Origin of the sequence: Agromyces soli (assembly GCF_022811605.1) — a bacterium.
GTDB classification, from domain to species: Bacteria; Actinomycetota; Actinomycetes; order Actinomycetales; family Microbacteriaceae; genus Agromyces; species Agromyces soli.
Genome location: NZ_CP094533.1, coordinates 3656032 through 3681996, shown reverse-complemented (window position 1 = coordinate 3681996; position 25965 = coordinate 3656032). Strand labels below are relative to the sequence as shown.

Sequence of the window (25965 nt, the reverse complement as noted above, 5' to 3'; positions counted from 1 at the left end):
TCTGGTGACGCTCGGTGGGGCGGCGGGAGGCCGAGGGATCGCGGGTCGCGAGTCGCGGGTCGGGTGCGGGCGTCAGATCGCGTAGTCGACCACGACGGGAGCGTGGTCGGACCATCGCTCGTCGTAGGCCGCGGCGCGGTCGACCACGTAGTTCTGCACGGTCGCGGCGAGCTGCGGCGTGGCCAGGTGGTAGTCGATGCGCCAGCCCGTGTCGGTGTCGAAGGCCTTGCCGCGCTGCGACCACCAGGTGTACGGCCCGGGGACCTCGCCCGCGTGGCGGCGACCGACGTCGATCCAGCCGAGGCCGGCGCCGTCGTTGTAGCCGGGCTCGCCCTCGGCGCCGAGGAAGCGGTCGAAGTAGGCGCGCTCCTCCGGCAGGAAGCCGGCGCGCTTGACGTTGCCCTTCCAGTTCTTGATGTCGAGGGTGCGGTGCCCCACGTTCAGGTCGCCCATGATGACGGCGTACTCGGAGTGGGCGGCGAGCTGGGGGAGCCGCTCGACCATCGCGTCGAGGAACTTGTACTTCTCGACCTGCTTCGGGGTGTCGACCTCGCCGGAGTGCACGTAGGTGCTGACGACGGTGACGACCTTGCCGCCGACCTCGTAGTCGGCCTCGAGCCAGCGGCCCGCGCTGTCGAAGTCGGCCGGGCCGAGCTCGACGCGGTGGATGCTCGCACGGTGCCGGCTGGCGAGCGCGACGCCCGCGCGGCCCTTCGCCGTGGCGGGGTCGTGCAGCACGTCCCACTCGTCGCCGAGGAGGCCGACGAGGTCGTCGGTGGAGGCCCGCACCTCTTGCAGCGCGAGGATGTCGACGTCGCGGGCGGCGAGCCAGTCGCCCATGCCCTTGCGGAACGCGGCGCGCACTCCGTTGACGTTGACGCTGGCGATACGGAGGGGCTGAGCGGGCATGCAACGATCCTACGGGAGCCCGCCGACACGGCCGCGCCCGGGGGAATCACGGGTCACGCGCGCCCAGCCGGCCCCGGCCCGCCCTGCTCGATCTCCTCCAGCTCGAGCCGCGCCCGCTCGAGCCGGCGGCGGGCGGGGAACCGGGCGAACCATCCCGCCTCGCCGAGCTCGTGCTCGGCCTCGCGCACCCGCACCCGCGCCGCCGTGACGAGGGCCCGGTGCTCCTCGGCGAGCCGCTCGGCCTCCAGCTGCTCCGGCGTCACCATCCGCAGCGACTCGTGCGCGTCGCCCGCCTCCACCGCGATCCAGGCCGAGGCCACGAGGATCACGATGCTGGTCAGCCGGAACCAGAGCAGCAGACCGATGAAGACGGTGAACGTCGCGAGCAGCGGGTTCCGCGAGGTGCTCGACAGCAGCAGGCTGCTGAAGAGCTGCAGCACCGAGAGCCCGGCCGAGCCGAGCAGCGAGCCGATCCACATCCGTCGCCACGGCATCGCCGCTCCCGAGAGGAAGCGGAACAGCACGGCGAGCGCGAGCGTGTCGATGAGGAAGACCGCCACGAGCGATCCGAGCTGCACGAAGAAGGTGAACCAGCCGGACTCGCTGCTCCAGCCGAGGAGTGAGAACACCCAGCTGACGAACGAGGTCGCGGCGAGCGAGAGGACGGAGGCCAGCAGCAGGACGAGCCCGAAGCCGAGGCCGGCGAGCAGGTCGCGCGCCTTCAGGAGGAGGTAGGCGCGCGTGTCCTTGGGCAGGCCGAAGATCGAGCGGACCGCGGTGCGGGTGTAGGTGATCCAGCCGATCGCGGTCCAGATGAGGCCGGCGAGGGCGATGGCGCCGGTCCAGCCGAAGAGGCTCGTGCTGGAGCGCGCGATCTCGGTGACGTCCTGCTCGGAGATGACGCCGGCACTGCCGTTCTCGCCCACGAGCCCGGGCGCGAGGGTGTTGACGAGCCCGAGCAGGGCGTTCAGGGCGTCCGGGTTGTTCGTGAGCCAGAGGCCCGCGATCGCGAACACGACGTACAGCGCTGCGAACACCGCGAACAGCGCCTGGTAGCTGAGGCCGGCCGCGAGGATGAAGCCGTTCCGATCGAGGAAGCGACGCCAGACCCGCACGGGGAAGAGGGCGAGGGTGCGCTGGGTGATCGCCGTCACCCGCTTGATCGGCTCGTCGAAGCGCTGCCGGATGGGCTGCTCCGCGGTCTCCAGCCGCTCCTTCGCCTCCTGACCGGCGGCCGAGAGCTCGGCTCGGATCCTGGCGCTGCGGGACGCCGCGGGCACCGCCTCGGATGCCTCGTGGCGGGCAGGCTCCGGCCGGGGCGCGCCGCCGCGCCGCGCCGGCCCCGAGGCATCCCGTCCGCTCACGCTCTCACCATACCGACGGGTTCCGCGCGGCGGAGGGCCGACGCGGGCGCGCTCGCCGAATGCGCCGGGGTGCGCACTGGCACCGGCCCGGTGCGCGCCCTGAACCCCACTCGGGGGACACCCCGCTTTCGGGGGGTCGAAGATGAGGAATCCTTGCGGATGGCGTCGAAGTGTGGCAGAACTGGCGCCAGCTGACCCGAAGTTCGAGCCGGCTCCAACCCGATGAAACACAGGAGCTGTCATGCACGCACTCAGTCGTGGGCGCCTCGGCGCGCCCGCACGATCCGGACCGAGGCGGCGACCCGCCGTCGCCCTCGTGTCCATGCTCGCGATTCCCGCACTCATCCTCCTCGGGGCGCCGACGCTCGCCGCCGCCGAGGAGATGCCCGACTCGGCGGCGAGCGCCGACACGCTCGTCGCCGACCCGGCGGCGGGCGAGGGCACCGACTCCGCGGCGACGACGCCGCCGGCGCCGGATCCCGCCACGCCACCGGCGGAGGAGGTGCCGCCGCCCGCCGAGGAGCCCGCTCCGCCGGCCGAGGAGGTGCCGCCCCCCGCCCCAGCAGACCCCCCGGACGCAGCCGTAGAACCCGAAACGGATGCCCCGGCGGCGCCTGACCCGCAGGCGCCGGCCACGGTGCCGGAGGCGGACGCGCCTCCGGCACCCATCGACTGCATGACGATCCCGATCGCCAACGACGACCGCAGCGAACGGGACGCCTGTCTCGCGGCCCAGCAGGGCTCGATGCGCTCGATGGCGGCCATGGATGTCGTCGATCCGGCCCCGAACCCAGACCTGCCGGACGTGTGCGGTCTCGACATGGCCTTCATCCTCGACAAGTCGGGCTCCATCGGCGGCGCCGGCATCGCGAACCTGAAGGCTGCGGCCGACGCGTTCTCGAGCGCGCTCGTCGACACCGGGTCCGAGGTCTCGGTGACCTCCTTCGACCAGGATGCCGCGGTGCTCCTCGGCGCGACCGAGCTCAGCGGCGGCAACGTCGGCATGGTGCAGGGCTCCTACAGCGGGCTCAGCTCCGACGGCTGGACCAACTGGAAGCGCGGGCTCGAGCTCGGGCACGGCACATTCGGCGGCTTCAGCGACGGACCGGTCGAGCTGACGATCGTCATCACCGACGGCAACCCGAACACGGTCGACCCGAACAACGGCGGGGAGTTCCCCGACGGCTCGCCCGGCGCGCTGAACCCCGCGATCCTGCAGGCAAACGCGATCAAGGGAGACGGCTCGCACGTGCTCGTCATCGCGGTCGGTGGCAGCGTCACGCTCGGCCCGATCGAGGCGATCTCCGGCCCGGAGGCGTTCGACGGCACGAACATCACGACCGCCGATTACCTCACCACGACCGACTACTCGACCCTCGCGGACTCCCTGAAGGAGGTCGCGATCGCCCTCTGCGGCGGCTCGGTGGTCATCGACAAGTCGGTCAACGGGCAGCCCGCCGAGGGCTGGGAGTTCTCGACGAGCGACGCCGACGTCACGCCGGCTTCGCAGGAGACCGCGGACGACGGCATGACCGACCCGTACGACGTCTCCGGCTACGGCGACGAGGACACCCGGGCGATCACCTTCACCGAGGAGGACCGCCCCTACTGGGAGATGGCGGCCGTCAGTTGCGAGGTCGGCGGGGACGACCGGCCGGTCACCCTCGTCGGCGACCACGCCTGGACCGTCGACGTCGGCAAGTTCGAGATCGTGCACTGCAGCGTCACCAACCGGGAGAACGAACCGGTCTGGGGCGTGACGAAGTCGAGCGATCCGCCGAGCGGCACCTCCGTGGAGCGCGGCGACACGATCGACTACACGCTCTCGGTGCAGCACGTCTCCGGTCCCGGAGTGAGCGACATCGAGATCGAGGACGACATCTCGCAGCTCGCGCCCTACGTCGACTTCGAGGGCTTCATCGGCACGCAGCCGGCGGCCTTCAGCTGGGACGACGACGAGCCGGGCAAGCTCTGGCTGAAGGTCGCCCAGCTCGACCCGGGCGAGACGCTCGACCTCGTGTACCGCGTGACGGTGCGCGACGACGCCGACCCGGGCGCCGTGCTGCGCAACCACGTGCTCACGAACTGCCCGCCCGCGCAGCCTCCGGTGACGGTGGCCGCCGTGCCGGACGCCGAGCCCGATCCCTGCGTCACCGAGCACCCCACGCCCGGCTGGGAGCTGTGGAAGACGGCCGACCCGGCGTCGGGCAGCACGGTCTACCCGGGCCACGACGTCGTCTACACCCTGCACGCGTACAACTTCTCGCAGGCGGAGGTGTCGGGCGCGACCGCGGTCGACGACCTCTCCGACGTGCTGGACGACGCGACGCTGGTGGAGCCGCTGGATCCCCAGCTCGAGCTCGACGGCACGGACCTCACCTGGTCCATCCCCGAGCTCGCGCCCGGTGAGGAGGCGGCGATCTCCTTCACGGTGACCGTCGCGGACGACGCCTGGGGCGAGACGCTGCACAACGTGGTCACGCCGGACGGCGTGGGGGAGTGCCCGACCGTGGGCGACGACGCCGCTCCGCTCGTGAAGGGCGAGGAGCTCGTGCTCGCCGACTGCGAGACCGACCACGAGGTGGCCGAGCCCGACGTGCGGATCGAGAAGCTGTGGTCGCACGACGACGGTGAGAACCCGGTCGACTCCGGCGACGCACCGCCCGACGTCATCAGCTACACGCTCAACGTGTGGAACGACGGCGACGCGGTCGTGGACCCGGTGGTGACGGACTCCCTGCCCGAGGGCGTGACCTTCGTGCCCGGCAGCGAGGTGCTGCCGGCCGGCTGGACGCTCGACGACTCGGTGGCGGGTGAGCTCACCTTCTCCTACGTCGGTGAGTTCGCCGGCATGGCCTACCCGGGCGTGACGATCACCTTCGACGTCGAGGTGGGCGAACTCGCCCAGCCCGACCCGACGGTGCCGATCCCGGACCTCGTCAACGCCGCGTGCGTCGCGGCGGAGGTGCCGCCGCCGCCCGAGGAGGAGCCCGTGCCGGAGCTCGCCCCGGCCTCGCTCGCCGAGATCGTCGCGGCGGCCGTGGACGAGGAGCCCGATCCGGACGGCCCGCTCGCTGACTGCGACGAGGCGGAGACGCCGGTGAAGTCGATCGCGCTCGACGGCTTCGCGCAGTGCCTGAACGACACCCCGTGGTTCAGCTACGCGATCACTCCGTCGAACCTCGACACCCTCCCCGACGTGGCGCTCATCTGGTGGACCGTCGACGCCTTCGCGGGTCACGACCCGTCGATCCCGGCCGGTGATGAAGCGGCGATCCTCGCCGACGGCGCCTCCCAGGTCGACTACGTGACCGTGCCGCCTGGGTGGCAGCCGGGCGACACCATCTCGGGAGCCCAGCTCTGGCCGGGCGCCGAGGTCGACGCAGAGGGCAACCCGACGGACTGGCCGGGCTGGACCCTGCTGCCCGACGGCACCTGGGTGCTCGATCCGTCCGCTCCGTTCTACGACCTCCGCAACGAGGCCGTCGTGGAGATCCGGGTGAACCCGTCGACGGACACGATCACGGCGTACCCGCCGGCAACGCCCGACTGCAACGCGGCGCCGACGAACTCGCCGAAGCCGCCGAAGCCCTCGGGCATGGCGTCGACCGGGTTCGACCAGGGCTGGCTGCTGCCCCTCGCAGCTGGCCTGCTCGCCGTCGGAGCGCTCGGCGTCTGGTTCGTCGCCCGCCGTCAACGACGGGACGACACGGGCTGAGCCCACGCGCCGCCGCGTCGTGAGGCGACGCGGCGGCGCACCGCCAGGTCGGGGCGGATCGGGTCGGGGGACCCCGATTCGCCACGACCCCGGAAAACGGATGCCCCGGCGTGCGCGCCGGGGCATCCGCCGTGCGCGCCGGGGCATCCGCCGTGCGCGCCGGGGCATCCGCCGTGCCTGCCGGGGCATCCGCCGTGCTGGCGCGCTTCGACAGGCTCAGCGAACCATCCCTGGTTTCCTGAGCTCGTCGAAGGGAACGCCGACGTCCTGCGATCGGGCCGCGACTTTTCCCCGGAATCGGTCGAATGCCCAGGTGCGGTGCGAAAAGGGGGCGCTTCGGGCGGCGCGGGGGCCAGGCATCCGTCAGTTGCCCCCCGTTTTGGTGGTGGTGCCAGTATTCCGAACGACCCTCATCTCTGCCACGCTACGAAGGACTCACGTTCTGCGTGGGTTGCAAACCCGAAACCCGAATGACGCGCAACCCGAAATTTCGCGTCGAACCCGAAGGCGTGCAGCCATGCTTACCCGAACCCGTGTTTCGTCGACCCCTCGGCACCGCGACACCCTACCGAAGGGGCGCCTGAAGAAGGCGCTCTCGGTCCTCGCGAGCGGTGCGCTCATCATCGGCATGGGGGTGAGCGGCGCACTCTTCGCCGCGGCGCCAGCCCAGGCCGCGCCCGTGAACCTCGGCACGGTGGAGGCCCAGGTCTCCAACCACCGCGGCGACGCCGGCAGCACCGGCCAGAACGCGGGCACCACGAGCGGCTACTGCATCCGATACAGTCCGCCGAACTCCTCGAGCGAGACGGGGCCGTCGAACTGGGTGGCGAGCGGCAGCGAAGCCCTCACCGCGCACGGTCGGGGCGGCAGCAACTGTCCGAACAACCTGAGCACCTCGACGCAGAGCGCGATCGGCGTGCAGCCGGCCGCCGGCTCGCTGGCGCCCGAGCCTGGTGCGGCGTTCAACATCGGGAAGATCACGCACTACAACAACCCCATCAACTACTCGGGGTCGAGCGACTACTTCAAGGGCACCGTCAGCTACCGGCTGCCGAGCCTGTCGAAGCAGTTCGACTTCAACTGGTGGATGTGGGAGACGCCGAACAACGGCAACGACAACCAGAACCGCGACCAGTTCAAGTTCCTGAACCAGGCGTCCGACACGACGATCTCCGTCGGCGGCGTCGACTACAAGCTCGTCATCCTCGGCTTCCGCACCGTCTCGAACGGCGCGGCGTGTCCCGCCGACCCGGGCAGCGCGGTCAACGAGTGGCTGACCTACGAGGGCCAGCAGACCCAGGCCTGCCTCTACGGCAAGCTCGCCCAGGTCCGCAAGCTCACGGTCAAGAAGGTCGTCGTCGGCGCGGGCGCCCCCGACACCACGTTCAACTTCGCTCCCACCAGCAACCTCGACGGCTCGCCGTGGAAGAACAGCTTCGCGCTGAAGGGCGGCCAGTCCAAGACGGCCGACGCCGTCCAGGGCGAGACCATCACGATCGCCGAGAACGCCGTCGCCGACGCGCAGTGGTCGCTCACCGGCGTCGCCTGCGTCGACAGCGCGAACCAGCCGATCGGCACGCCGAACCTCGGCAGCCGGAACGTGACCCTCACGAACATCCCGGCGAGCGCCAACTCCGACATCACCTGCACCTTCACGAACACCTACGCCACGAAGGCGAAGCTGACGCTGAAGAAGATCGTCGCCTCCGGCACCGCGAACAAGAACTCGTGGACCCTCTCCGCGAACACCGGCGGCGGCGCCGCTGAGCTCTCCGGCAACGACCAGGGCTCGGGCGTCAGCAACGCGAACCTCTCGGCCGGTACCTACGCGCTCGCCGAGTCCGGCGGCCCGGGCGGCTACACGCAGCAGGGCAACTGGGTCTGCACCAACGACGGCAACGGCTCGAGCGTGACCGTGACCAACGGCAGCGTCGACCTCGTCGACAAGGCCTCGGTCACCTGCATCGTCACGAACCGGTACCAGACCGGCTCGCTCGAGGTGAAGAAGGTCATCACGGATGCCTCGGGCTTCTCGGGCACCGCTTCGACGCCGTTCACCGGCACCTGGAGCTGCACCGTCGCCGGCCAGGGCGTCGTGCAGAGCGGCAACTACACCGTCTCGACCGGCACCTCGCAGACCGTGAGCACGACGCTCCCGGCCGGCGCCGAGTGCACCGTGACGGAGAACGGGCCGAGCGGCAACCTGAAGAACGGCTCCTACGAGTGGGTGCAGTACGCCACCGATGGGCCGAAGACGATCGTCGACAACCAGAAGACCACCATCACGGTCACCAACTCGACGAAGCAGAACACCGGCACCTTCACCGTCGAGAAGAAGGTCTCCCCGGCCGACGCGAACACCCCCGCCGGCGGCTACACCGGCGGCACGGGTCGGCAGTTCACCGTGCACTACGTCTGCACGCTGGGCGGCCAGACGATCTCCGAGGGCGACCTGCAGGTGACGCCGGGCACGCCGGTCTCCGGGCCGACGCTGCCGACGAGCACGAGCTGCGCGCTCACCGAGCCCGCCTTCTCGGCCAAGGCCGGCGACTTCGCTGACGCCTCGTACGAGTGGGCCGGCCGCACGGTGCTGCCGAACGTCGTCACGATCCCGAAGGGCGTCGACGCGACCGTCGACTCGACGGTGACGAACACCTTCGTGCGCAACTTCACGAAGCTCGACGTCAAGAAGGTCGTCACGGGCGCGGGCTACACCTCGACCGGTGACGACTTCAAGGTCAACGTCGTCTGCGGCTCGACCACGACGCCGCTGACGCTGAAGAACGGCGAGACCGAGACGGTCCAGAACATCCCGGTCGGCAGCCTCTGCACCGTCCAGGAGGTCACCCCGATCACGGCGCCGCTCGACGCCGGGCACGAGTGGGGCGCCCCGACGTACGCGCCGGGCACCCAGGTCACGGTCGTGAAGGGCGAGACGAAGCTCGTCACCGTCACCAACACGACGGTGCCGGTCTACGGCCAGGTCTCGGTCACCAAGGCGACCGAGGGCGGCGGCATCGCCGCGGACAAGGCCTTCGACGTCACCGTCACCTGTGGCGCGAAGACCTACAACGCCTCCATCAAGGCCGGCGAGACCTACACGACCCCGGCCGGCGAGCTGCTCGCCGGCACCGAGTGCACCGTGCACGAGGGGGCGGTCTCCGGCGGCCTCGTCGACGACTCCTACGCGTGGGCCGCGACCCCCGTCGCGAACGACCTGAAGGTCACCGTCGCGAAGAACGAGACGAAGAACGTCGTCCTCACGAACACGACGAAGCGCGTCTACGGCTCGCTGGTGATCACGAAGGACCTCGTCGACCCGGACGGCGTCTACAGCGGCCCCGGCTTCTCGGGCACGTACACGTGCACCGACGGCAAGAGCGGCAACTGGGGTCCGCTGGCCGACGGCGGTCAGGCGACCGTCACCGGCATCCTGCTCGGCTCGAGCTGCACCGTGACGGAGACGGCTCCCGCCGCTCCGGCCCCGGGTGACGGCTCCTACGTCTGGGCCGGCATCGACTACGCACCGGGCACGCAGGTGACCCTCAGCGCCGCCACGCCGAACCCCGGCGTCACGGTGACGAACACCGTCGTGCGCCAGTCCGGCTCCTTCGCCGTCTCGAAGACCGTGCAGGGCGACGCCGCCGGCTACAACGCCGACGTGCCGTTCGGCTTCGACTGGGTCTGCACCGACGACAGCAGCCAGGAGTACAGCGGCAGCTTCGACGTGCTCGCCGGCGCTGCGGGCGGTCCCGGGGAGAACATCCCCGCCGGCAGCGACTGCACCGTCACCGAGCACGACGCCCCGGCGCCCGCCTCGGGCTACACCTGGGACGGCGTGACCCTCACGGCGACCCCGGGCGGCAGCCCGCAGGACGGCCGCTCGGTCTCCTTCACCATCCCGGCCCCGCAGAACGGCGACCCGGTCACCGTGCAGGTCTCGGCGATCAACGCCCTGTCGAAGAAGTACGGCTCGGTCGAGATCACCAAGGTGGTCGAGGGCGACGGGTACACCGGCGGCGCCGACCAGGAGTTCGAGGCATCCGTCGCCTGCGGCGTGAACGGCACCGAGCAGGTGACCTTCACGACCGGCGGCAGCGACCCGCTCGAGCTGCCCCTCGGCTCCGAGTGCACCGTGACCGAGGTCACGCCGGTCGGCGGGCTCGCCGACGGCAGCTGGGCCTGGGACGGCGTGACCGTCTCGCCCGAGACCTTCACCATCACGGAGCCCGGTCAGCAGATCGACGTCACGATCACGAACACGCTGAAGCGGGTCTACGGCTCGGTCACCCTCGAGAAGACCCTCAGCGGTCCGAGCGGCGTGGTGGACCCCGACCGCGAGTACTCCGGCACCTGGCAGTGCACCCACGACGGTGACGCCCCGGTGAACGGCGACTGGACGACCACCGCCGGTGCGAGCGCCATCACGCTGAGCGACGAGGTCCTCGTCGACTCCGACTGCGTGGTGCTCGGCGAGGACCTCTCGCAGAAGCCGTCGAACGACCCCTCCTACACCTGGGGCGACCCGGTGTTCACCGGCGACACGGTCGGCGCGGCCGAGCCCGCGCTGCTGGTGGTCGGCAACTCGTTCAGCCGTGAGACCGGCAAGATCGAGGTCCTGAAGGCCGTCACCGGCGACACCGAGGGCTACGTGGCCCAGGCCGCCGGCGGCACGGACTTCCCGATCAACTACGACTGCTCCGTGGACGGCGTCGCCGGCCACCTGATGGGCACCGTCAACGTCGCGGACGGCCAGAAGACCGTCCTCGTCGACGGGGTGCCGCTCGGCTGGAGCTGCGAGCTCAGCGAGGGTCAGCTCGACCCCGACACGCTGAAGGACGCCTCGTACAGCTGGGGCGCGGCCACCGTGTCGCCCGACAAGGTCACGCTCGGCTCCAACGGTGAGACGAAGCTCGTGAACGTCACCAACCCGATCTCGCAGGCCTTCGGCACCTTCACCGTGACGAAGCAGCTCGACCAGGTTCCCGGCAAGGTCGTCGCCGACGGCACCGGCTACACCGGCACCTGGAGCTGCACCTACGACGGCGACGTCGTGGCGTCCGGCGACTGGCAGATCGACGACGCGAGCGGCGGCACCACCGAGGCCTTCGGGCCGGTCCCGCTGACGAGCGAGTGCTCGATCACCGAGGACGCGCCGAGCGACGGCGACCTCGCGACCGGCTGGTCGTGGAACACGCCGGCGATCGCCGACCCGGTCGAGATCGTCTCGTCCGACGTCGTCCCGACCGCCGAGGTCACCAACTCGGTGTCGCAGCTGTGGGGCGCGCTCGAGCTGACCAAGGTCGCCGAAGGCGACACGGCCGGCATCCCCGCGGGCCTCGACGTCACCGGCTCCTGGACGTGCGACTGGGTCGACGGCGAGGGCGACGACGCGCAGGCGGGCGGTCAGTGGACCGTCCCGGCCACGGGCGGCACCGTCTCCCTCTTCACCGCCGCGCAGAAGAAGGTGCCGGTCGGCGCCGACTGCCAGGTGCAGGAGGACACGCTCGACAACGGCGAGCTGAAGGACCCGTCGTACGCCTGGGCCACCCCGGACAACGGCGAGACCGTCACCCTGGTCGACGGCCAGACCGCCGGCATCACTGTGACCAACACGGTGGAGCGGGTCCGCGGCACGGTCATCATCGACAAGGTCGTGACCGGTCCGGCGAAGGACCTCGTCGACGGCGCCACGCCGTTCACGGGCACCCTGAGCTGCGTCTACGGCGACGACCCCGCGGTCGAGTACGAGTGGACCGCGACCCCCGACGGCAACGCGACCGTGACCGGTGTGCTCGCGACCAGCGACTGCACCGCCGTGGAGACCGCGCCGACGAGCGGTCCGGTCCCGACCGACCCGTCGTACCAGTGGGTCGAGGTCGTCGGCTACGACGGCAACCCGGCCACCGTCCCCGCAGCGGGCGACGACTGGCCCGTCATCACGGTCACGAACGACACCTTCCGCCTGAAGGGCGACTTCACGATCGAGAAGGTCGTCTCCGGCAGCGACGCGGCGCTCGAGGGCGTCGACCCGGATGCCTCGTACACCTTCGAGTACTCCTGCGTGCTGCCCGAGGGCGGCGACCCGGTGACGGGTGAGCTCACCGCCACGGCGACGAGCCCCGCGAACCTCCCGAAGGGCGTGGACCTCCCCGCCGGCACCGAGTGCACCGTGACCGAGCCGGTCGACGGGCTCCCGGGCCTGAAGGACGACGCGTACTCGTGGGGCGACGTGAGCTACACCTCGAGCGACGCGGGAGCGTCGACCGAGGGCCGCAGCATCACCTTCACGATCGCCGGCAAGGGCGCCGAGGAGCTCGGACACGTGCTCGTCACCGCGACCAACCCGATCACGAAGACCCCGGGCGCCTTCACCACCTCGAAGACGTCGAACCCGGTGAGCGGCAGCACGGTGAAGCCGGGCGACACCATCACCTACACGGTGACGGTCACCCCGACCGGTCAGGTGACCGTCCACGACATCGTCGCGGTCGACGACCTGAGCGGCGTGCTCGGCAAGGCGGTGCTCGACGAGGACGGCATCACGGCGAGCGTCGGCACCTTCGCCTTCGACGACGCGACGCAGAAGCTGACCTGGAACGTCGGCGACCTCGCCGCGAACGCCGGGCCGCAGACGCTCGTCTACTCGGTCAAGGTCAACGCGGACGCCTGGGACGCCACGATCGGCAACTCGGTCACCGCCGGCGGCGACGTGCCGTCCGACGAGTGCACCCCCGAGGAGCCGTGCACGACGGACCACCACACCGACCCCGAGCCCGCGCACCTCACCCTGGTGAAGGAGGTCGACAACTCGGCCTTCGCGGGCAAGCTCGGTGAGGGCCAGGTGCCCGGCAAGCCTGCCGACTGGCGCCTGCGCCTCCTCGGCGACGGCTCGTCGGTCTTCCACGGGCTCGGCGGCTCGGCCGACATCCTCGACCGTGAGGTCAAGCCGGGTGCGTACACGCTGCTCGAGACGCTCGACAACGAGACGAACCCGCTGCTCGGCTTCTACAGCCCGGGCGACTGGAGCTGCGTCGGCGAGGGCGTCTCGCTCAGCGAGGGCGTGCTGACGCTCGACCCGGGCGCCGACGGCACCTGCACGATCCTGAACACCGCCAAGACGGTCGACCTGTCGATCGACAAGCACCACGTCGAGCAGAACGACGGCGGCGACTGGCTCGTGCCGACCGACGAGGACGCCAGCTACCCCTACTCGATCACCGTGAAGAACAACACGCCGAACCTGGTCGTGCCGAACGTGGTCGTGAAGGACGAGCTGCCCGCCACCCTGAAGGCCGCCCCGGTGGCCGAGTGGACGGTTCCGGCCGGCTGGACCGCGACGCTCACGGGCGCCTCGGCCGACGGCTTCGGCGGCACGGCGACCTTCACGAAGGACGCCTCGTGGACGCCGGAGGAGGCGCAGAGCGCCGAGTTCGGCTTCCTGGTGACGACCGCCGCGACCCTCCCGCGCGAGGGCGGCAGCGACACCGGCAAGATCCTCGACATCGTCAACACCGCGACGGTCACGAGCGGCGGCGTCGAGGGCACCCCGGACGACAACACGTCGACCGAGGAGACGCCGGTGAAGTCGATCGAGGTCAACGCGCTCGCGATGTGCATCGCGAACGCTCCGTGGGTCACCTACGACCTGACGCCGTACAACATCGAGAACGTCGAGCTGCCGCGGATCGTGATGATCTGGTGGACGCCGGAGGCCTACGCCGCCCGCAACCCCGACATCCCCGCGAGCGACATCGACGGCATCCTCGCCGACGGCGCCGCGAAGGTCGATGAGATCGTGCCCCCGGCCGACGCGCAGAGCGGCGTGACCATCACCGGTCAGAAGCTCTGGCCCGGCGCCGCGGTCGACTCGGCCGGCAACGGCATCGCCTGGCCCGGCTGGCGCCTGCTGCCGAACGGCCGCTGGGTGCTCGACCCGAGCGCACCGTTCTACGAGCTGCGCGGGAACGCGGTCGTCGAGATCCGCATGAACCCGAGCACCGACGCGGTCGAGGCGTACCCGCCTGCAACGCCCGACTGCAACGCCGCTCCGACCCAGCCGAAGCCGATCACGCCTGGCGGCATGGCCAGCACCGGCTTCGACCCGAGCTGGGGCATCTGGGGCGCCGCGATCCTCGTGATCGGGGGTGTCGGGCTGCTGCTGATCATCCGCCGCCGTCGCACCGCGGAGTAAGACCCCGGCGGCCGTCGTCGCCGCCGAGGCTGGAGCCTTCTTGCTCCAGCGGGTCCGGAGTCCATCCCGAGCTCCGGGCCCGTTCCCCATAACACCCACCCGGGCCGCTTTCCCCCGAGAGCGGCCCGGGTGAGTGCATTCCGGGCAGGTGTGCTCGGGTCTGGTTCGCGCCGGGCTGGTGCGTGCCGAGCGCACGCACCGACACGAGAACGGCGGATGCCGCGGCGATCGAGTCGCCGCGGCATCCGCCGTCTGTGCTGGAGCCGCTAGGGGCGGCCGCGCATGATCGCCTGCTTGACCTCGGCGATCGCCTTCGTCACCTCGATGCCGCGGGGGCACGCCTCGGTGCAGTTGAAGGTCGTGCGGCAGCGCCACACGCCCTCCTTGTCGTTCAGGATGTCGAGGCGCACCTTGGCCTCGTCGTCGCGCGAGTCGAAGATGAAGCGGTGCGCGTTCACGATCGCCGCGGGGCCGAAGTACTGGCCGTCGGTCCAGAACACGGGGCAGCTCGACGTGCACGCGGCGCAGAGGATGCACTTCGTGGTGTCGTCGAAGATCGCCCGCTGGGCGACCGACTGCACGCGCTCCTTGCCGGGCTCCGCCGCGGTGTTCGCCTGCAGGAACGGCTGCACCTCGCGGTAGCTCGCGAAGAACGGCTCCATGTCGACGATCAGGTCCTTCTCGAGGGGGAGGCCCTTGATCGCCTCGACGTAGATCGGCTTCGAGATGTCGAGGTCCTTGATCAGCGTCTTGCAGGCGAGGCGGTTGCGGCCGTTGATGCGCATGGCGTCGGAGCCGCAGATGCCGTGGGCGCACGAGCGGCGGAACGTCAGCGAGCCGTCCTGCTCCCACTTGATCTTGTGCAGGGCGTCGAGCACGCGGTCGGTGGCGTACATCTCGACGTCGAAGTCCTGCCAGCGCGGCTCGGTGTCCACGTCGGGGTCGAATCGACGGATCAGGAAGGTCACCGTGAACGACTGGATGGCGTCGGCCTCGGCCGGCGGGTGCTCGAGCGTAGCGGTGCTCACCTCAGTACTTCCTCTCCATCGGCTGGTAACGAGTGACGACGACCGGCTTCCAATCGAGCCGGATGTGGTCGCTCGCGTCGGACGAGTGCGCGTCGCCCGACAGATAGGCCATCGTGTGCTGCATGAAGTTCTCGTCGTCGCGCTTCGGGTAGTCGTCGCGCATGTGACCGCCGCGGCTCTCCTTGCGGTTGCGGGCGCTCGTGACGACGACCTCGGCGAGGTCGAGCAGGAAGCCGAGCTCGACGGCCTCGAGCAGGTCGGTGTTGAACCGCTTGCCCTTGTCCTGCACGGCGACGTGCTTGTACCGCTCGCGGAGTTCGGCGACGACGCCGGCGGCGTGGGTCAGCGACTCCTCGGTGCGGAACACCTGGGCGTTGCGGTCCATCTCGTCCTGCAGCTCCTTGCGGATGGCCGCGATGCGCTCGGTGCCCGTCGAGTCGCGCAGACCCGTGAGCAGCTCGCGGACGCCGGCGGCCGGGTCCTCGGGGAGCGGGGTGAAGTCGACCGTCTTCACGTACTCGACCGCGTTGCGGCCGGCGCGCTTGCCGAAGACGTTGATGTCGAGCAGCGAGTTGGTGCCGAGGCGGTTCGAGCCGTGCACCGAGACGCAGGCGCACTCGCCGGCCGCGTAGAGGCCGGGCACGACGGTGGTGTTGTCGCGCAGCACCTCGGCGTCGTTGTTCGTCGGGATGCCGCCCATCGCGTAGTGCGCCGTCGGCATCACGGGGACCGGCTCGTAGACCGGGTCGACGCCGAGATAGGTGCGGGCGAACTCCGTGATGTCGGGGAGCTTCGTCTCGAGCACCTCGGCGCCCAGGTGCGTGCAGTCGAGCAGCACGTAGTCCTTGTGCGGGCCCGCACCGCGGCCCTCGGCGACCTCCTGGACCATGCAGCGCGCGACGATGTCGCGGGGGGCGAGGTCCTTGATGGTCGGCGCGTAGCGCTCCATGAACCGCTCGCCGGACGCGTTGCGGAGGATCGCGCCCTCGCCTCGGGCGCCCTCGGTGAGGAGGATGCCGAGGCCGGCGAGGCCGGTCGGGTGGAACTGGAAGAACTCCATGTCCTCGAGCGGCAGGCCCTTGCGCCAGATGATGCCGACGCCGTCGCCCGTGAGGGTGTGGGCGTTCGACGTGGTCTTGAAGATCTTGCCGAAGCCGCCGGTCGCGAAGATGATCGCCTTCGCCTGGAAGACGTGCAGCTCGCCGGTCGCGAGCTCGTACGCGACGACGCCGGAGGGCTGGGGGACCCCGTCGACCTCGGTCATGACCACATCGAGCGCGTAGTACTCGTTGTAGAACTCGATGCCGAGCTTCACGCAGTTCTGGAACAGCGTCTGCAGGATCATGTGGCCCGTGCGGTCGGCGGCGTAGCACGCCCGGCGCACCGGGGCCTTGCCGTGGTCGCGGGTGTGCCCGCCGAAGCGGCGCTGGTCGATCTTGCCGTCGGGCGTGCGGTTGAACGGGAGGCCCATGTTCTCGAGGTCGATGACGGCGTCGATCGCCTCCTTGGCGAGGATCTCGGCCGCGTCCTGGTCGACGAGGTAGTCGCCGCCCTTGACCGTGTCGAAGGTGTGCCACTCCCACGAGTCCTCCTCGACGTTCGCGAGCGCCGCGGCCATGCCGCCCTGCGCCGCGCCCGTGTGGGAGCGAGTGGGGTAGAGCTTCGAGATGACGGCCGTCTTCGCACCCGGGCCGGCCTCGATGGCCGCCCGCATGCCGGCGCCGCCGGCGCCGACGATGACGATGTCGTACTGGTGGTAGTGAACGCCGTCGACGACCTTGGTCTCGGCGTGGGTCTCGCTGGTCACGTGTCTCCTAGGCGGCGCAGAACGAGGGGAGGAGGTCCGCCGGGGCGCCGGCGGGGCACGGGTCGAAGGTGAAGACCACGAGGGTGCCGAGCACGATGAGCACGGCGGCGGCGAGGAACAGCGCGAGCTTCAGCAGCTTCTGCGCCGTGCCCGGCTTGGTGTAGTCGTTCACGATGGTGCGCATGCCGTTCGCACCGTGGATGAGCGCGAGCCACAGCATCGCGACGTCCCACCACTGCCAGAACGGGTCGGCCCACTTGCCGCCGACGAAGCCGAAGTCGATGGCCTTGACGCCGTCGCCGAGCATGAGGTTGACGAACAGGTGGGTGAAGATCAGCACGATGAGCACGACGCCCGACACGCGCATGTAGATCCAGCCCCACTTCTCGAGGTTCACGCCGCGCTTGGGGGCGGGGCGGACCGGGGTGCGGGGTGCTTCGATGGTGGTCACGCTCGCACTCCTCAGTGGCTGAAGACGTTGATCAGGTGGCGCGGGGTGAAGGCGAGCATCGTCACGACCCAGAGGGCGATGACGATCCAGAACAGCACCTTCTGGTGGCGGGTGGCCCAGGTCCAGAAGTCGACCAGGATGATGCGCAGGCCGTTCAGGGCGTGGAACACGATCGCGCCGACGAGGGCGACCTCGCCGAGGCCCATGATCGGGGTCTGGTACGTGCCGATCACCGCGTTGTACGCCTCGGGGGAGACCCGGACGAGCGCGGTGTCGAGGATGTGCACCAGCAGGAAGAAGAAAATGGCGACACCCGTGATGCGGTGCAGCACCCAAGACCACATTCCCTCGCGGCCGCGATACAGCGTGCCGCCCGGCTTCTGCTTCGCCGGCTTTTCGGGTGCGGTCAGGGTTCCTGCCGAGGACTCTGGCATGAACAACCCTCCCTGGCTGTGTGACGATCGGCCCGTGACGAGCGGGCGCGTCGAGGCGCAGTGCGCCCTGTGCCGAGTCTAGACCCGTGCCGCTCGACACGCGGGTTAGGGGAGCCTTAGCCGTTCGCCGCCGCGGCGAGCGCTGCGGCTATCCTGGGCTGATGCCAGCGAAGCTCGACCGGTTCTACGCGGTGATCCCCGCCGGGGGCATCGGCTCCCGTCTGTGGCCGCTCTCCCGCGCCGATGCGCCGAAGTTCCTGCACGACCTCACCGGTTCCGGGCAGACCCTGCTGAAGGACACCTGGGACCGGCTCGCCCCGCTCGCCGGCGAGCAGCGCGTCATGGTCGTCACCGGCCGGGCGCACCGGGCCGCCGTCGAGGCGCAGCTGCCGCAGCTCGCCGACGAGAACGTGGTGCTCGAGAGCGAGCCGCGCGACTCGACCGCCGCGATCGGCCTCGCCGCGGCCATCCTCGAACGGCGCGAGCCCGGCGTGATCGTCGGCTCCTTCGCCGCCGACCACGTCATCTCTGGCGACGCCCTCTTCCAGCACGCCGTCGCGCAGGCGGTCGCCGCCGCCGACGCGGGCTACATCGCGACGATCGGCATCACGCCGACCGAGCCGGCGGTCGGCTTCGGCTACATCGAGTGCGGCGATCGGCTCGAAGTGCCCGGCGCCGACGACGTCGAGGCCGTGTCGAGCTTCGTCGAGAAGCCGGACCTCGCGACGGCGAAACGCTACCTCGCGGGCGGCCGGCACCTCTGGAACGCGGGCATGTTCATCGCCCGGGCCGACCAGCTGCTCGCCGAGATCGAGCGCAACAAGCCCGAGCTGCACGCCGGGCTCGTCGAGCTCGCCGCCGCCTGGGACGACCCCGCGACCCGCGGGCCCGCCGTCGACCGCATCTGGCCGAACCTCGAGAAGATCGCCATCGACTACTCGGTCGCCGAGCCCGCCGCGGAGGCGGGGCGCCTCGCCGTCGTGCGCGGGCACTTCCAGTGGGACGACGTGGGCGACTTCGCCTCGCTCGCGAAGCTGAACACCGCCGGCCGCTCCGGCGAGCTCGCGATCCTCGGCGAGGGGGCGCGGGTGCTCGCCGACGCCTCGAGCGGCATCGTGGTGAGCCGCTCCAAGCGCGTCATCAGCCTGATCGGCGTGCACGATATCGTCGTCGTGGACACCCCCGACGCGCTGCTCGTCACCACGAGCGAGCACGCCCAGCGGGTGAAAGCGGTCGTCGACGCCCTGCGGCTCGGCGGCTCGAGCGACGTGCTCTAGCCCGCCAGGGCGGGCAGCTGGGCCCTGCGGGGCGCGAGAGATGGGGAGGCGGGCGGATGACCCGACGCACTCGGTTCGGATTCGGCGCCGTGCTGGCCGCGGCATCCATCGCCCTCGTGGCGTGCGCTCCGGCGCCCGCCGGCGACGGCGCGACGCAGAGCGAGGCGTGCGTGCGCATGGTGACGAACTCCGGCGGTCTCGAGGACCGCTCGTTCAACCAGTCGAGCTGGGAAGGACTGCAGCAGGCCGAGTCCGAGTACGGCATCGAGGCCGAGGCCATCGTCTCGACCGGGGAGACCGACCTCGCGCCGAACGTGCAGCAGGCGGTCGACAGCGGCTGCGGCCTCGTCGTGACGGTCGGCTGGGAGCTCGCCGAGTCCACGACCGATCAGGCGGCCAAGAACCCCGACCTCGCCTTCGCGATCGTCGACGAGACCGTCGAGGGCGAGAACATCAAGCCGGTCGTGTTCGACACCGCCCAGGCGGCCTTCCTCGCCGGCTACCTCGCGGCCGGGGTCTCTAAGACCGGGGTGGTCGCGACCTTCGGCGGCGGCAACCAGCCGCCCGTGACGCTCTTCATGGACGGCTTCGCCGACGGCGTCGCGAAGTACAACGAGGTGCACGGCGCGACGGTGCGCCTGCTCGGCTGGGAAAAAGCGGCGCAGGACGGCGCGTTCACCGGCGACTTCGAGGACATCAACAAGGGCAAGGCGCTCACCGAGGGCTTCATCGACCAGGGTGCGGACGTCATCCTTCCGGTGGCGGGCCAGGTCGGCGAGGGCGCCGCCGCGGCCGCCGTCGAGCGCGGCGGGATCTCCGTGATCTGGGTGGACAGCGACGGCTACGAGACGCTCGCCGCGCAGTACCGGCCGGTCATCCTGACGAGCGTGCTCAAGAACACCCAGGACGCGATGGTTCAGATCGTCGGCGAGGTGCTCGACGACTCGTTCACGAACGAGCCGTACGTCGGCACGCTCGAGAACGGCGGGGTCGAGATCGCGCCGTACCACGACCTCGCGCCGCTCGTGAGCGCGGAACTGGACGCCGAGATCGACGGGCTGCGCCAGCAGATCATCGCCGGGGAGCTCGAGATCACCTCGCCGAGCGCCCCCTAGCAGGGCTCGGGGAACCACGCGCCCTTCTGCGGGCTCAGGGACCAGGCAGTGCTGCTCATATGAGCAGAATGTCGCGTCTTGATAACCATTGACGCTGCGGCTCTTCGCGCCCGAGGCATCCGGCGCAACATTCGGTAACGTAACGACGATCAGCCCCCTGCGAGAAGGCGGGGGCCTCTCACGTCTTTGGAGGACACTGTGAAGGTCACGACCAAGAAGGCCGCCATCGGCGGCCTCGCGCTGCTCAGCAGCGCGGCGCTGCTCGCCGGCTGCGCCTCGGCCCCCGACGAGGGCGGCTCGAGCAGCGGCGAGGCGATCGACTTCCTCCCCTGCATGGTCTCGGACGCCGGCGGCTTCGACGACAAGTCCTTCAACCAGCTCGGCTTCGAGGGCATCACCAAGGCCGCCGACGAGCTCGGCGTCGAGGTCAAGACGGTCGAGTCGAAGGACGAGACCGAGTACGCGCCGAACCTGACGAGCCTCGTCGACCAGGGCTGCGACCTCATCGTCACGGTCGGCTTCGCGCTCTCCGCCGCGACCGTCGAGTCGGCCACCGCGAACCCCGACGTCGAGTACGTCATCATCGACGACGCGGCCGACAACGACTTCGACGGCAAGACCGACGCCGAGAACATCAAGCCGATCCTCTTCGACACCGCGCAGGCGGCGTTCCTCGCGGGCTACGCCTCGGCCGACTTCACGAAGACGAACGTCGTCGGCACCTACGGCGGCATGAACTTCCCGACCGTCTCGATCTTCATGGACGGCTTCGCCCAGGGCGTCGACTACTACACCCAGGAGAAGGGCAAGGCCGTCAAGGTCGTCGGCTGGGACCGCGCCGCGCAGGACGGCTCCTTCACCGGCGGCTTCGAGGCGAACGACACCGCTCGCCAGACCGCGCAGGCGCTCATCGACCAGAACATCGACGTGCTGCTGCCCGTCGGCGGCCCGATCTACCAGTCGGGTGCCGCTGCGGTCCGCGACTCCGGTCGTGACATCGCGATGGTCGGCGTCGACGCCGACCTCACCCAGACCGACCCCTCGGTCGCCGACCTCATCCTGACCTCGATCCTCAAGGGCATCGACGTCGCGACGTACGACTCGGTCCTCGCGGCCGGCAAGGGCGACTTCGACCCGACCCCGTACGTCGGCACGCTGGAGAACGACGGCGTCGGCATGGCTCCGTTCCACGACTTCGAGTCGAAGGTCTCGTCCTCGCTGCAGGGTGAGCTCGACGACCTGAAGGCGAAGATCATCTCGGGCGACGTCAAGGTCGAGTCCTACCTCGCCGGCTAAGTCCAGGCAGCCATGATCGGGGAGGTCGGTACGCCGGCCTCCCCGATCTGCTTCCCGCGCTGTGCGCGAGGGCGCGCGCGCCGCAACATCTGAGCGGGCCCTTTCCCCCCGCCCCAACATCGGCGCAGCATCTGCTGCAGATGCTGCCCGCTCACTAGGATCAAGGACATGAAGCTCGAACTTCGCGGAATCACGAAGCGGTTCGGCAGCCTGGTCGCGAACGACCACATCGACCTCACCGTGGAGGCCGGCGAGATCCATTGCCTGCTCGGTGAGAACGGTGCAGGCAAGTCGACGCTGATGAACGTGCTCTACGGCCTGTACCAGGCCGACGAGGGCGAGATCCTGCTGGACGACGTCGTCCAGCACTTCTCGGGCCCCGGCGACGCCATGGCCGCCGGCATCGGCATGGTGCATCAGCACTTCATGCTCATCCCCGTCTTCACCGTGGCCGAGAACGTCATGCTCGGCAACGAGGCGACCAAGGGCGGGATCTTCCTCGACCTGAACGCCGCCCGCGCGAAGGTGCGCGAGATCAGCCGGCGCTTCGGGTTCGACGTCGACCCCGACGCCCTCGTCGACGAGCTCCCGGTCGGCGTGCAGCAGCGCGTGGAGATCATCAAAGCCCTCTCGCGCGACGCCCGGGTGCTCGTGTTCGACGAGCCGACCGCCGTGCTCACGCCCCAGGAGACCGACGAGCTGATGCAGATCATGCGCCAGCTGCGCGACGCGGGCACCTCCATCGTCTTCATCACCCACAAGCTCCGCGAGGTGCGCGAGGTCGCCGACCGCATCACGGTCATCCGCCTCGGCAAGGTCGTCGGCGAGGCATCCCCGACCGCGTCGAACACCGAGCTGGCCTCGCTCATGGTCGGCCGCGCGGTCGAGCTGACGGTGCACAAGAACCCGCCGCAGCTCGGCGACGAGGCGCTCGTGGTCGAGGGCCTCACCGTCGTGGACCACATCGGCCAGCTCGTCGTGAACGACGTCAGCTTCGAGGTGCGCAAGGGCGAGATCCTCGCCATCGCGGGCGTGCAGGGCAACGGGCAGACCGAGCTCACCGAGGCGCTCGTCGGCCTCCAGCCCCGGGTGCGCGGATCGATCCGCCTGAACGGCGAGGAGCTCACCACCGCGAGCGTCCAGCGGATCCTCGACGAGGGGGTCGGCTTCGTGCCCGAGGACCGCAACGAGGACGGCCTCGTCGGCGCGTTCACGATCGCCGAGAACCTCATGCTCGACCGCTCGGCCGGCGCCCCCTTCGTGAAGGCGGGCACCATCCAGCGCGGCACGCTCGCCGAGTTCGCGCGCGAGAAGGTCAAGGAGTTCGACGTCCGCACCCAGGGCATCGACGAGCAGGTGCGCCAGCTCTCGGGCGGCAACGCGCAGAAGGTCGTGCTCGCGCGCGAGCTCAGCCGTGAGCTCTCGCTGCTGGTCGCCGCCCAGCCGACCCGCGGCGTCGACGTCGGCTCGATCGAGTTCATCCACAAGCGGATCGTCGAGACGCGCGACAGCGGGGTCCCCGTCGTCGTCGTGTCGACCGAGCTCGACGAGGTCGTCGCGCTCGCCGACCGCATCATGGTGATGTACCGCGGTCGCGTGGTCGGCATCGTGCCCGGCACCACCCCCCGTGACGTGCTCGGCCTCATGATGGCCGGCGAACAGCCCGAAGGAGCCGCAGCGTGAGCGAGCCCCAGCCCAAGACCAGCACGACGCCGAGGGACACCACGACGGTGCCCGCGCAGGCGCCGGAGCCCTCGCGCTGGCACCAGACGTTCCAGAAGATCACCACCGGCAACGCCCTCATCTCGGTGCTCTCGGTGCTGCTCGCCCTCGTCGTCGGCGCGATCATGATCGCGTTCACCGACGAGGACGTGCAGAAGGCGGCCGGCTACTTCTTCGCCCGCCCGGGCGATACCTTCGCCGCCATCTGGCAGTCGGTGTCGGGCGCCTACTCCGCGCTCTTCCAGGGGTCGATCTACAACTTCCGCCGCGACAGCTTCGCCGCCGGCATCAAGCCGCTGACGGAGACCCTGACCTTCGCGACGCCGCTGATCGCCGGCGGCCTCGGCGTCGGCCTCGCCTTCCGCGTCGGCATGTTCAACATCGGTGGCCGCGGCCAGATGCTGATCGCCGCCTCGGTCGCCGGATGGCTCGCCTTCGGCTTCGAGTTGCCCTGGGGCCTGCACATGCTCGTCGCCCTCGTCGGCGGCCTGCTCGGCGGTGCGCTCTGGGGCGGCATCGCCGGTCTCCTGAAAGCGAAGACGGGCGCGCACGAGGTCATCGTGACGATCATGCTGAACTTCGTCGCCTTCTACCTGGTCTCCTGGCTGCTGCGCACGCCCGGCCTGCTGCAGGCGCCCGGCTCCTCCAACCCGAAGACGCCGCCGATGAAGGACACGGCGATCTTCTGGAACCTGAAGGAGTACGGCTACAACCTGCACCTCGGCTTCGTCATCGTCGTCGCCGCGACCGTGCTCGTCTGGTGGATCCTCAGCCGCTCGAGCCTCGGCTTCCGCTTCCGCGCGGTCGGCGAGAACCCGAACGCGGCGCGCGTCGCCGGCATCAACGTGCCCTCCATCTACGTCTACGCGATGCTCATCTCGGGCGCGCTGCTCGGCCTCGCCGGCGTCAACCAGGTGCTCGGCACCGTGACCACGGGCTTCACCGCCGGCATCGACGCGGGCGTCGGCTTCGACGCGATCACCGTGGCGCTCCTCGGCCGCTCCACCCCGTGGGGCATCTTCGCCGCGGGCCTGCTCTTCGGCGCCTTCAAGGCCGGCGGCTACTCGATGCAGGCCGCCGAGGGCGTGCCGGTCGACATCGTGCTCGTCGTCCAGTCCCTCATCGTGCTGTTCATCGCGGCCCCGCCGCTCGTGCGCACGATCTTCCGCCTGCCCGACCCGAGTCGAGGTCCCAAGCGACCTCGACCGATCGTCACGAAGGAGGTGACGGCGAAGTGACCACCGTGACCGAACACCACCAGGTGTCCCCTCAGCCCGACGCGCTCGCCACCACGGTCGTCACGAGCTGGAAGGCGCCCATCGCCTTCGCCGTGTTCACGCTGGCCGCGCTCGCGCTCGCCGTCTTCGCCCCGCGCGAGGGCGACACCACGTACCGCCTGAACGCCTCCGACAAGGACGCGATCATCATCGCGAACATTTCGGTGCCGGCGATGCCGGCGCTGTGGGTCGTCGTGGTGCTGCTCCTGCTCGCGACGGCGTTCTCCGTCTGGCTCGTCACGCAGAAGCGCCGGGTGCCGCTCTGGCTCATCGTCGTCTTCGCGATCGTGTTCCTGTTCGGCTTCCTGACCTGGGCCGGCGCCGGGGCCATGCTGCCGATGATCAACCTGCTCTACGGCTCGCTGAGCCTCGCGGTGCCGCTGATCTTCGGTGCGCTGACCGGTGTCATCGGCGAGCGGGTCGGCGTCATCAACATCGGCATCGAGGGGCAGCTGCTCGCCGGCGCCTTCACCTCGGCGGTCACCGCCTCCGTGGTGATGAGCTCGACGGGGTCCATGGGCCTCGCCCTCCTCGCCGGCGTCATCGGCGCGATGATCGCCGGTGCGCTCGTCGGCATGGTGCTCGCGGCCTTCGCGATCAAGTACTTCGTCGACCAGGTCATCGTCGGTGTCGTGCTGAACGTGCTCGTCACGGGCCTCACGAGCTTCTTCTTCTCGCAGGTGCTCGCCCCGAACGCGGCCGTGCTGAACTCCCCGCCCCGGTTCCCGCGGTTGCCGATCCCGTTCCTGAGCGAGATCCCGATCATCGGGCCGGTGCTGTTCCGCCAGACGCTCATCGTCTACCTGATGTACCTCGCGGTGATCGTCGTCTTCATCGGCCTCTTCAAGACCCGCTGGGGCCTGCGCCTCCGCGCGGTCGGCGAGCACCCGCAGGCGGCCGACACGGTGGGCATCAACGTGAACCGCACCCGGTTCTGGAACGTCGCCCTCGCCGGCACCATCGCCGGCCTCGGCGGCACGTTCTTCACGATCGGCTCGGGCATCGCGTTCAACAAGGAGATGACGGCGGGCGCGGGCTTCATCGCCCTCGCCGCGGTGATCTTCGGTGGCTGGGACCCGATCAGGGCGACGCTCGCGGCGCTGCTATTCGGCTTCGCCTCGAACCTGCAGAACACGCTCTCGGTGATCGGCTCGCCGGTGCCGAGCGAGTTCATGCTGATGCTGCCGTACCTCGTCACGATCATCGCCGTCGCCGGCCTCGTCGGGAAGGTCCGCGGGCCGGCCGCAGCGGGCAAACCCTACATAAAGTCCTGAGCGACGCATCCGGAGGCCTCGTGCGGCCAGCCCGCGCGGGGCCTCCGGCGTTCCATCCGGCCGGCGCGCGTCGCCGCATCCCCCGGCCGTTCCAACCGC

At 70.2% G+C, this 25965-nt stretch carries 14 protein-coding genes; 8 read left to right on the top strand and 6 right to left on the bottom strand.

Annotated elements, in window-relative coordinates; translation table 11 throughout:
* Positions 1-72 precede the first annotated feature (72 nt).
* Both MTP13_RS17585 and MTP13_RS17580 read right to left on the bottom strand, forming a co-directional pair.
* The gene (locus MTP13_RS17585; RefSeq protein WP_243568935.1) at positions 73-909 is read right to left on the bottom strand and encodes an exodeoxyribonuclease III; all 837 of its coding nucleotides are present in this window, start codon (positions 907-909) and stop codon (positions 73-75) included.
* 53 nt (positions 910-962) lie between these two features.
* Positions 963-2273, bottom strand: coding sequence for a YihY/virulence factor BrkB family protein (locus tag MTP13_RS17580; RefSeq protein WP_243568934.1), 1311 nt, complete (start codon positions 2271-2273; stop codon positions 963-965).
* 322 nt (positions 2274-2595) lie between these two features.
* On the opposite strand from MTP13_RS17580, the gene MTP13_RS17575 reads away from it, so the two are divergent.
* Positions 2596-5991, top strand: a complete 3396-nt coding sequence (locus tag MTP13_RS17575) for a DUF7927 domain-containing protein (RefSeq protein ID WP_243568933.1) — start codon at positions 2596-2598, stop codon at positions 5989-5991.
* Between the two features lie 517 nt (positions 5992-6508).
* Positions 6509-14185, top strand: a complete 7677-nt coding sequence (locus MTP13_RS17570) for a DUF5979 domain-containing protein (protein WP_243568932.1) — start codon at positions 6509-6511, stop codon at positions 14183-14185.
* A gap of 266 nt (positions 14186-14451) precedes the next feature.
* On the opposite strand, the gene MTP13_RS17565 is transcribed toward MTP13_RS17570, so the two are convergent.
* From MTP13_RS17565 to sdhC, 4 genes are read right to left on the bottom strand one after another with little or no spacing between them, the layout of a single operon-like run.
* Positions 14452-15213 (bottom strand): succinate dehydrogenase iron-sulfur subunit, encoded by a 762-nt coding sequence (locus tag MTP13_RS17565; protein WP_243568931.1) that lies wholly within the window; start codon positions 15211-15213, stop codon positions 14452-14454.
* Position 15214: 1 nt separating this feature from the next.
* Positions 15215-17020 (bottom strand): succinate dehydrogenase flavoprotein subunit, encoded by a 1806-nt coding sequence (gene sdhA / locus MTP13_RS17560; protein ID WP_243568930.1) that lies wholly within the window; start codon positions 17018-17020, stop codon positions 15215-15217.
* 7 nt (positions 17021-17027) lie between these two features.
* Entirely contained in the window at positions 17028-17471 is a 444-nt protein-coding gene (locus tag MTP13_RS17555) for a succinate dehydrogenase hydrophobic membrane anchor subunit (protein WP_243568929.1), read from the bottom strand.
* An 11-nt stretch (positions 17472-17482) separates the two neighbouring features.
* Positions 17483-17905: a succinate dehydrogenase, cytochrome b556 subunit gene (gene sdhC, locus MTP13_RS17550; protein ID WP_189086221.1), complete on the bottom strand. Its 423-nt coding sequence runs from the start codon at positions 17903-17905 to the stop codon at positions 17483-17485.
* Between the two features lie 161 nt (positions 17906-18066).
* On the opposite strand from sdhC, the gene MTP13_RS17545 reads away from it, so the two are divergent.
* The 6 genes from MTP13_RS17545 (at position 18067) to MTP13_RS17520 (ending at position 25866) form a co-directional block, all read left to right on the top strand.
* Complete coding sequence (locus MTP13_RS17545) at positions 18067-19182, top strand: mannose-1-phosphate guanylyltransferase (protein WP_243568928.1); 1116 nt, start codon at positions 18067-18069, stop codon at positions 19180-19182.
* A 56-nt stretch (positions 19183-19238) separates the two neighbouring features.
* The gene (locus tag MTP13_RS17540) at positions 19239-20297 is read left to right on the top strand and encodes a BMP family lipoprotein (RefSeq protein ID WP_243568927.1); all 1059 of its coding nucleotides are present in this window, start codon (positions 19239-19241) and stop codon (positions 20295-20297) included.
* Positions 20298-20495: 198 nt separating this feature from the next.
* Positions 20496-21593, top strand: coding sequence for a BMP family lipoprotein (locus MTP13_RS17535; RefSeq protein WP_243568926.1), 1098 nt, complete (start codon positions 20496-20498; stop codon positions 21591-21593).
* Positions 21594-21761: 168 nt separating this feature from the next.
* A complete protein-coding gene (locus MTP13_RS17530) occupies positions 21762-23276 on the top strand; it encodes an ABC transporter ATP-binding protein (protein ID WP_243568925.1) in 1515 nt (504 codons plus the stop codon).
* Positions 23273-24553 (top strand): ABC transporter permease, encoded by a 1281-nt coding sequence (locus tag MTP13_RS17525; RefSeq protein WP_424221789.1) that lies wholly within the window; start codon positions 23273-23275, stop codon positions 24551-24553. Before MTP13_RS17530 ends, MTP13_RS17525 begins: the two co-directional genes overlap by 4 nt.
* On the top strand, positions 24550-25866 hold the full coding sequence (locus MTP13_RS17520; protein ID WP_424221788.1) for an ABC transporter permease: 1317 nt from the start codon (positions 24550-24552) through the stop codon (positions 25864-25866). Before MTP13_RS17525 ends, MTP13_RS17520 begins: the two co-directional genes overlap by 4 nt.
* Positions 25867-25965 lie beyond the last annotated feature (99 nt).

What these genes read in the sequence shown, in the direction of transcription:
- MTP13_RS17585 (WP_243568935.1), bottom strand. Translation starts at nt 909, where the DNA reads ATGCCCGCTCAGCCCCTCCGTATCGCCAGCGTCAACGTCAACGGAGTG.
- MTP13_RS17575 (WP_243568933.1), top strand. Translation starts at nt 2,596, where the DNA reads ATGCTCGCGATTCCCGCACTCATCCTCCTCGGGGCGCCGACGCTCGCC.
- MTP13_RS17570 (WP_243568932.1), top strand. Translation starts at nt 6,509, where the DNA reads ATGCTTACCCGAACCCGTGTTTCGTCGACCCCTCGGCACCGCGACACC.
- sdhC (WP_189086221.1), bottom strand. Translation starts at nt 17,905, where the DNA reads ATGCCAGAGTCCTCGGCAGGAACCCTGACCGCACCCGAAAAGCCGGCG.
- MTP13_RS17545 (WP_243568928.1), top strand. Translation starts at nt 18,067, where the DNA reads ATGCCAGCGAAGCTCGACCGGTTCTACGCGGTGATCCCCGCCGGGGGC.
- MTP13_RS17540 (WP_243568927.1), top strand. Translation starts at nt 19,239, where the DNA reads ATGACCCGACGCACTCGGTTCGGATTCGGCGCCGTGCTGGCCGCGGCA.
- MTP13_RS17530 (WP_243568925.1), top strand. Translation starts at nt 21,762, where the DNA reads ATGAAGCTCGAACTTCGCGGAATCACGAAGCGGTTCGGCAGCCTGGTC.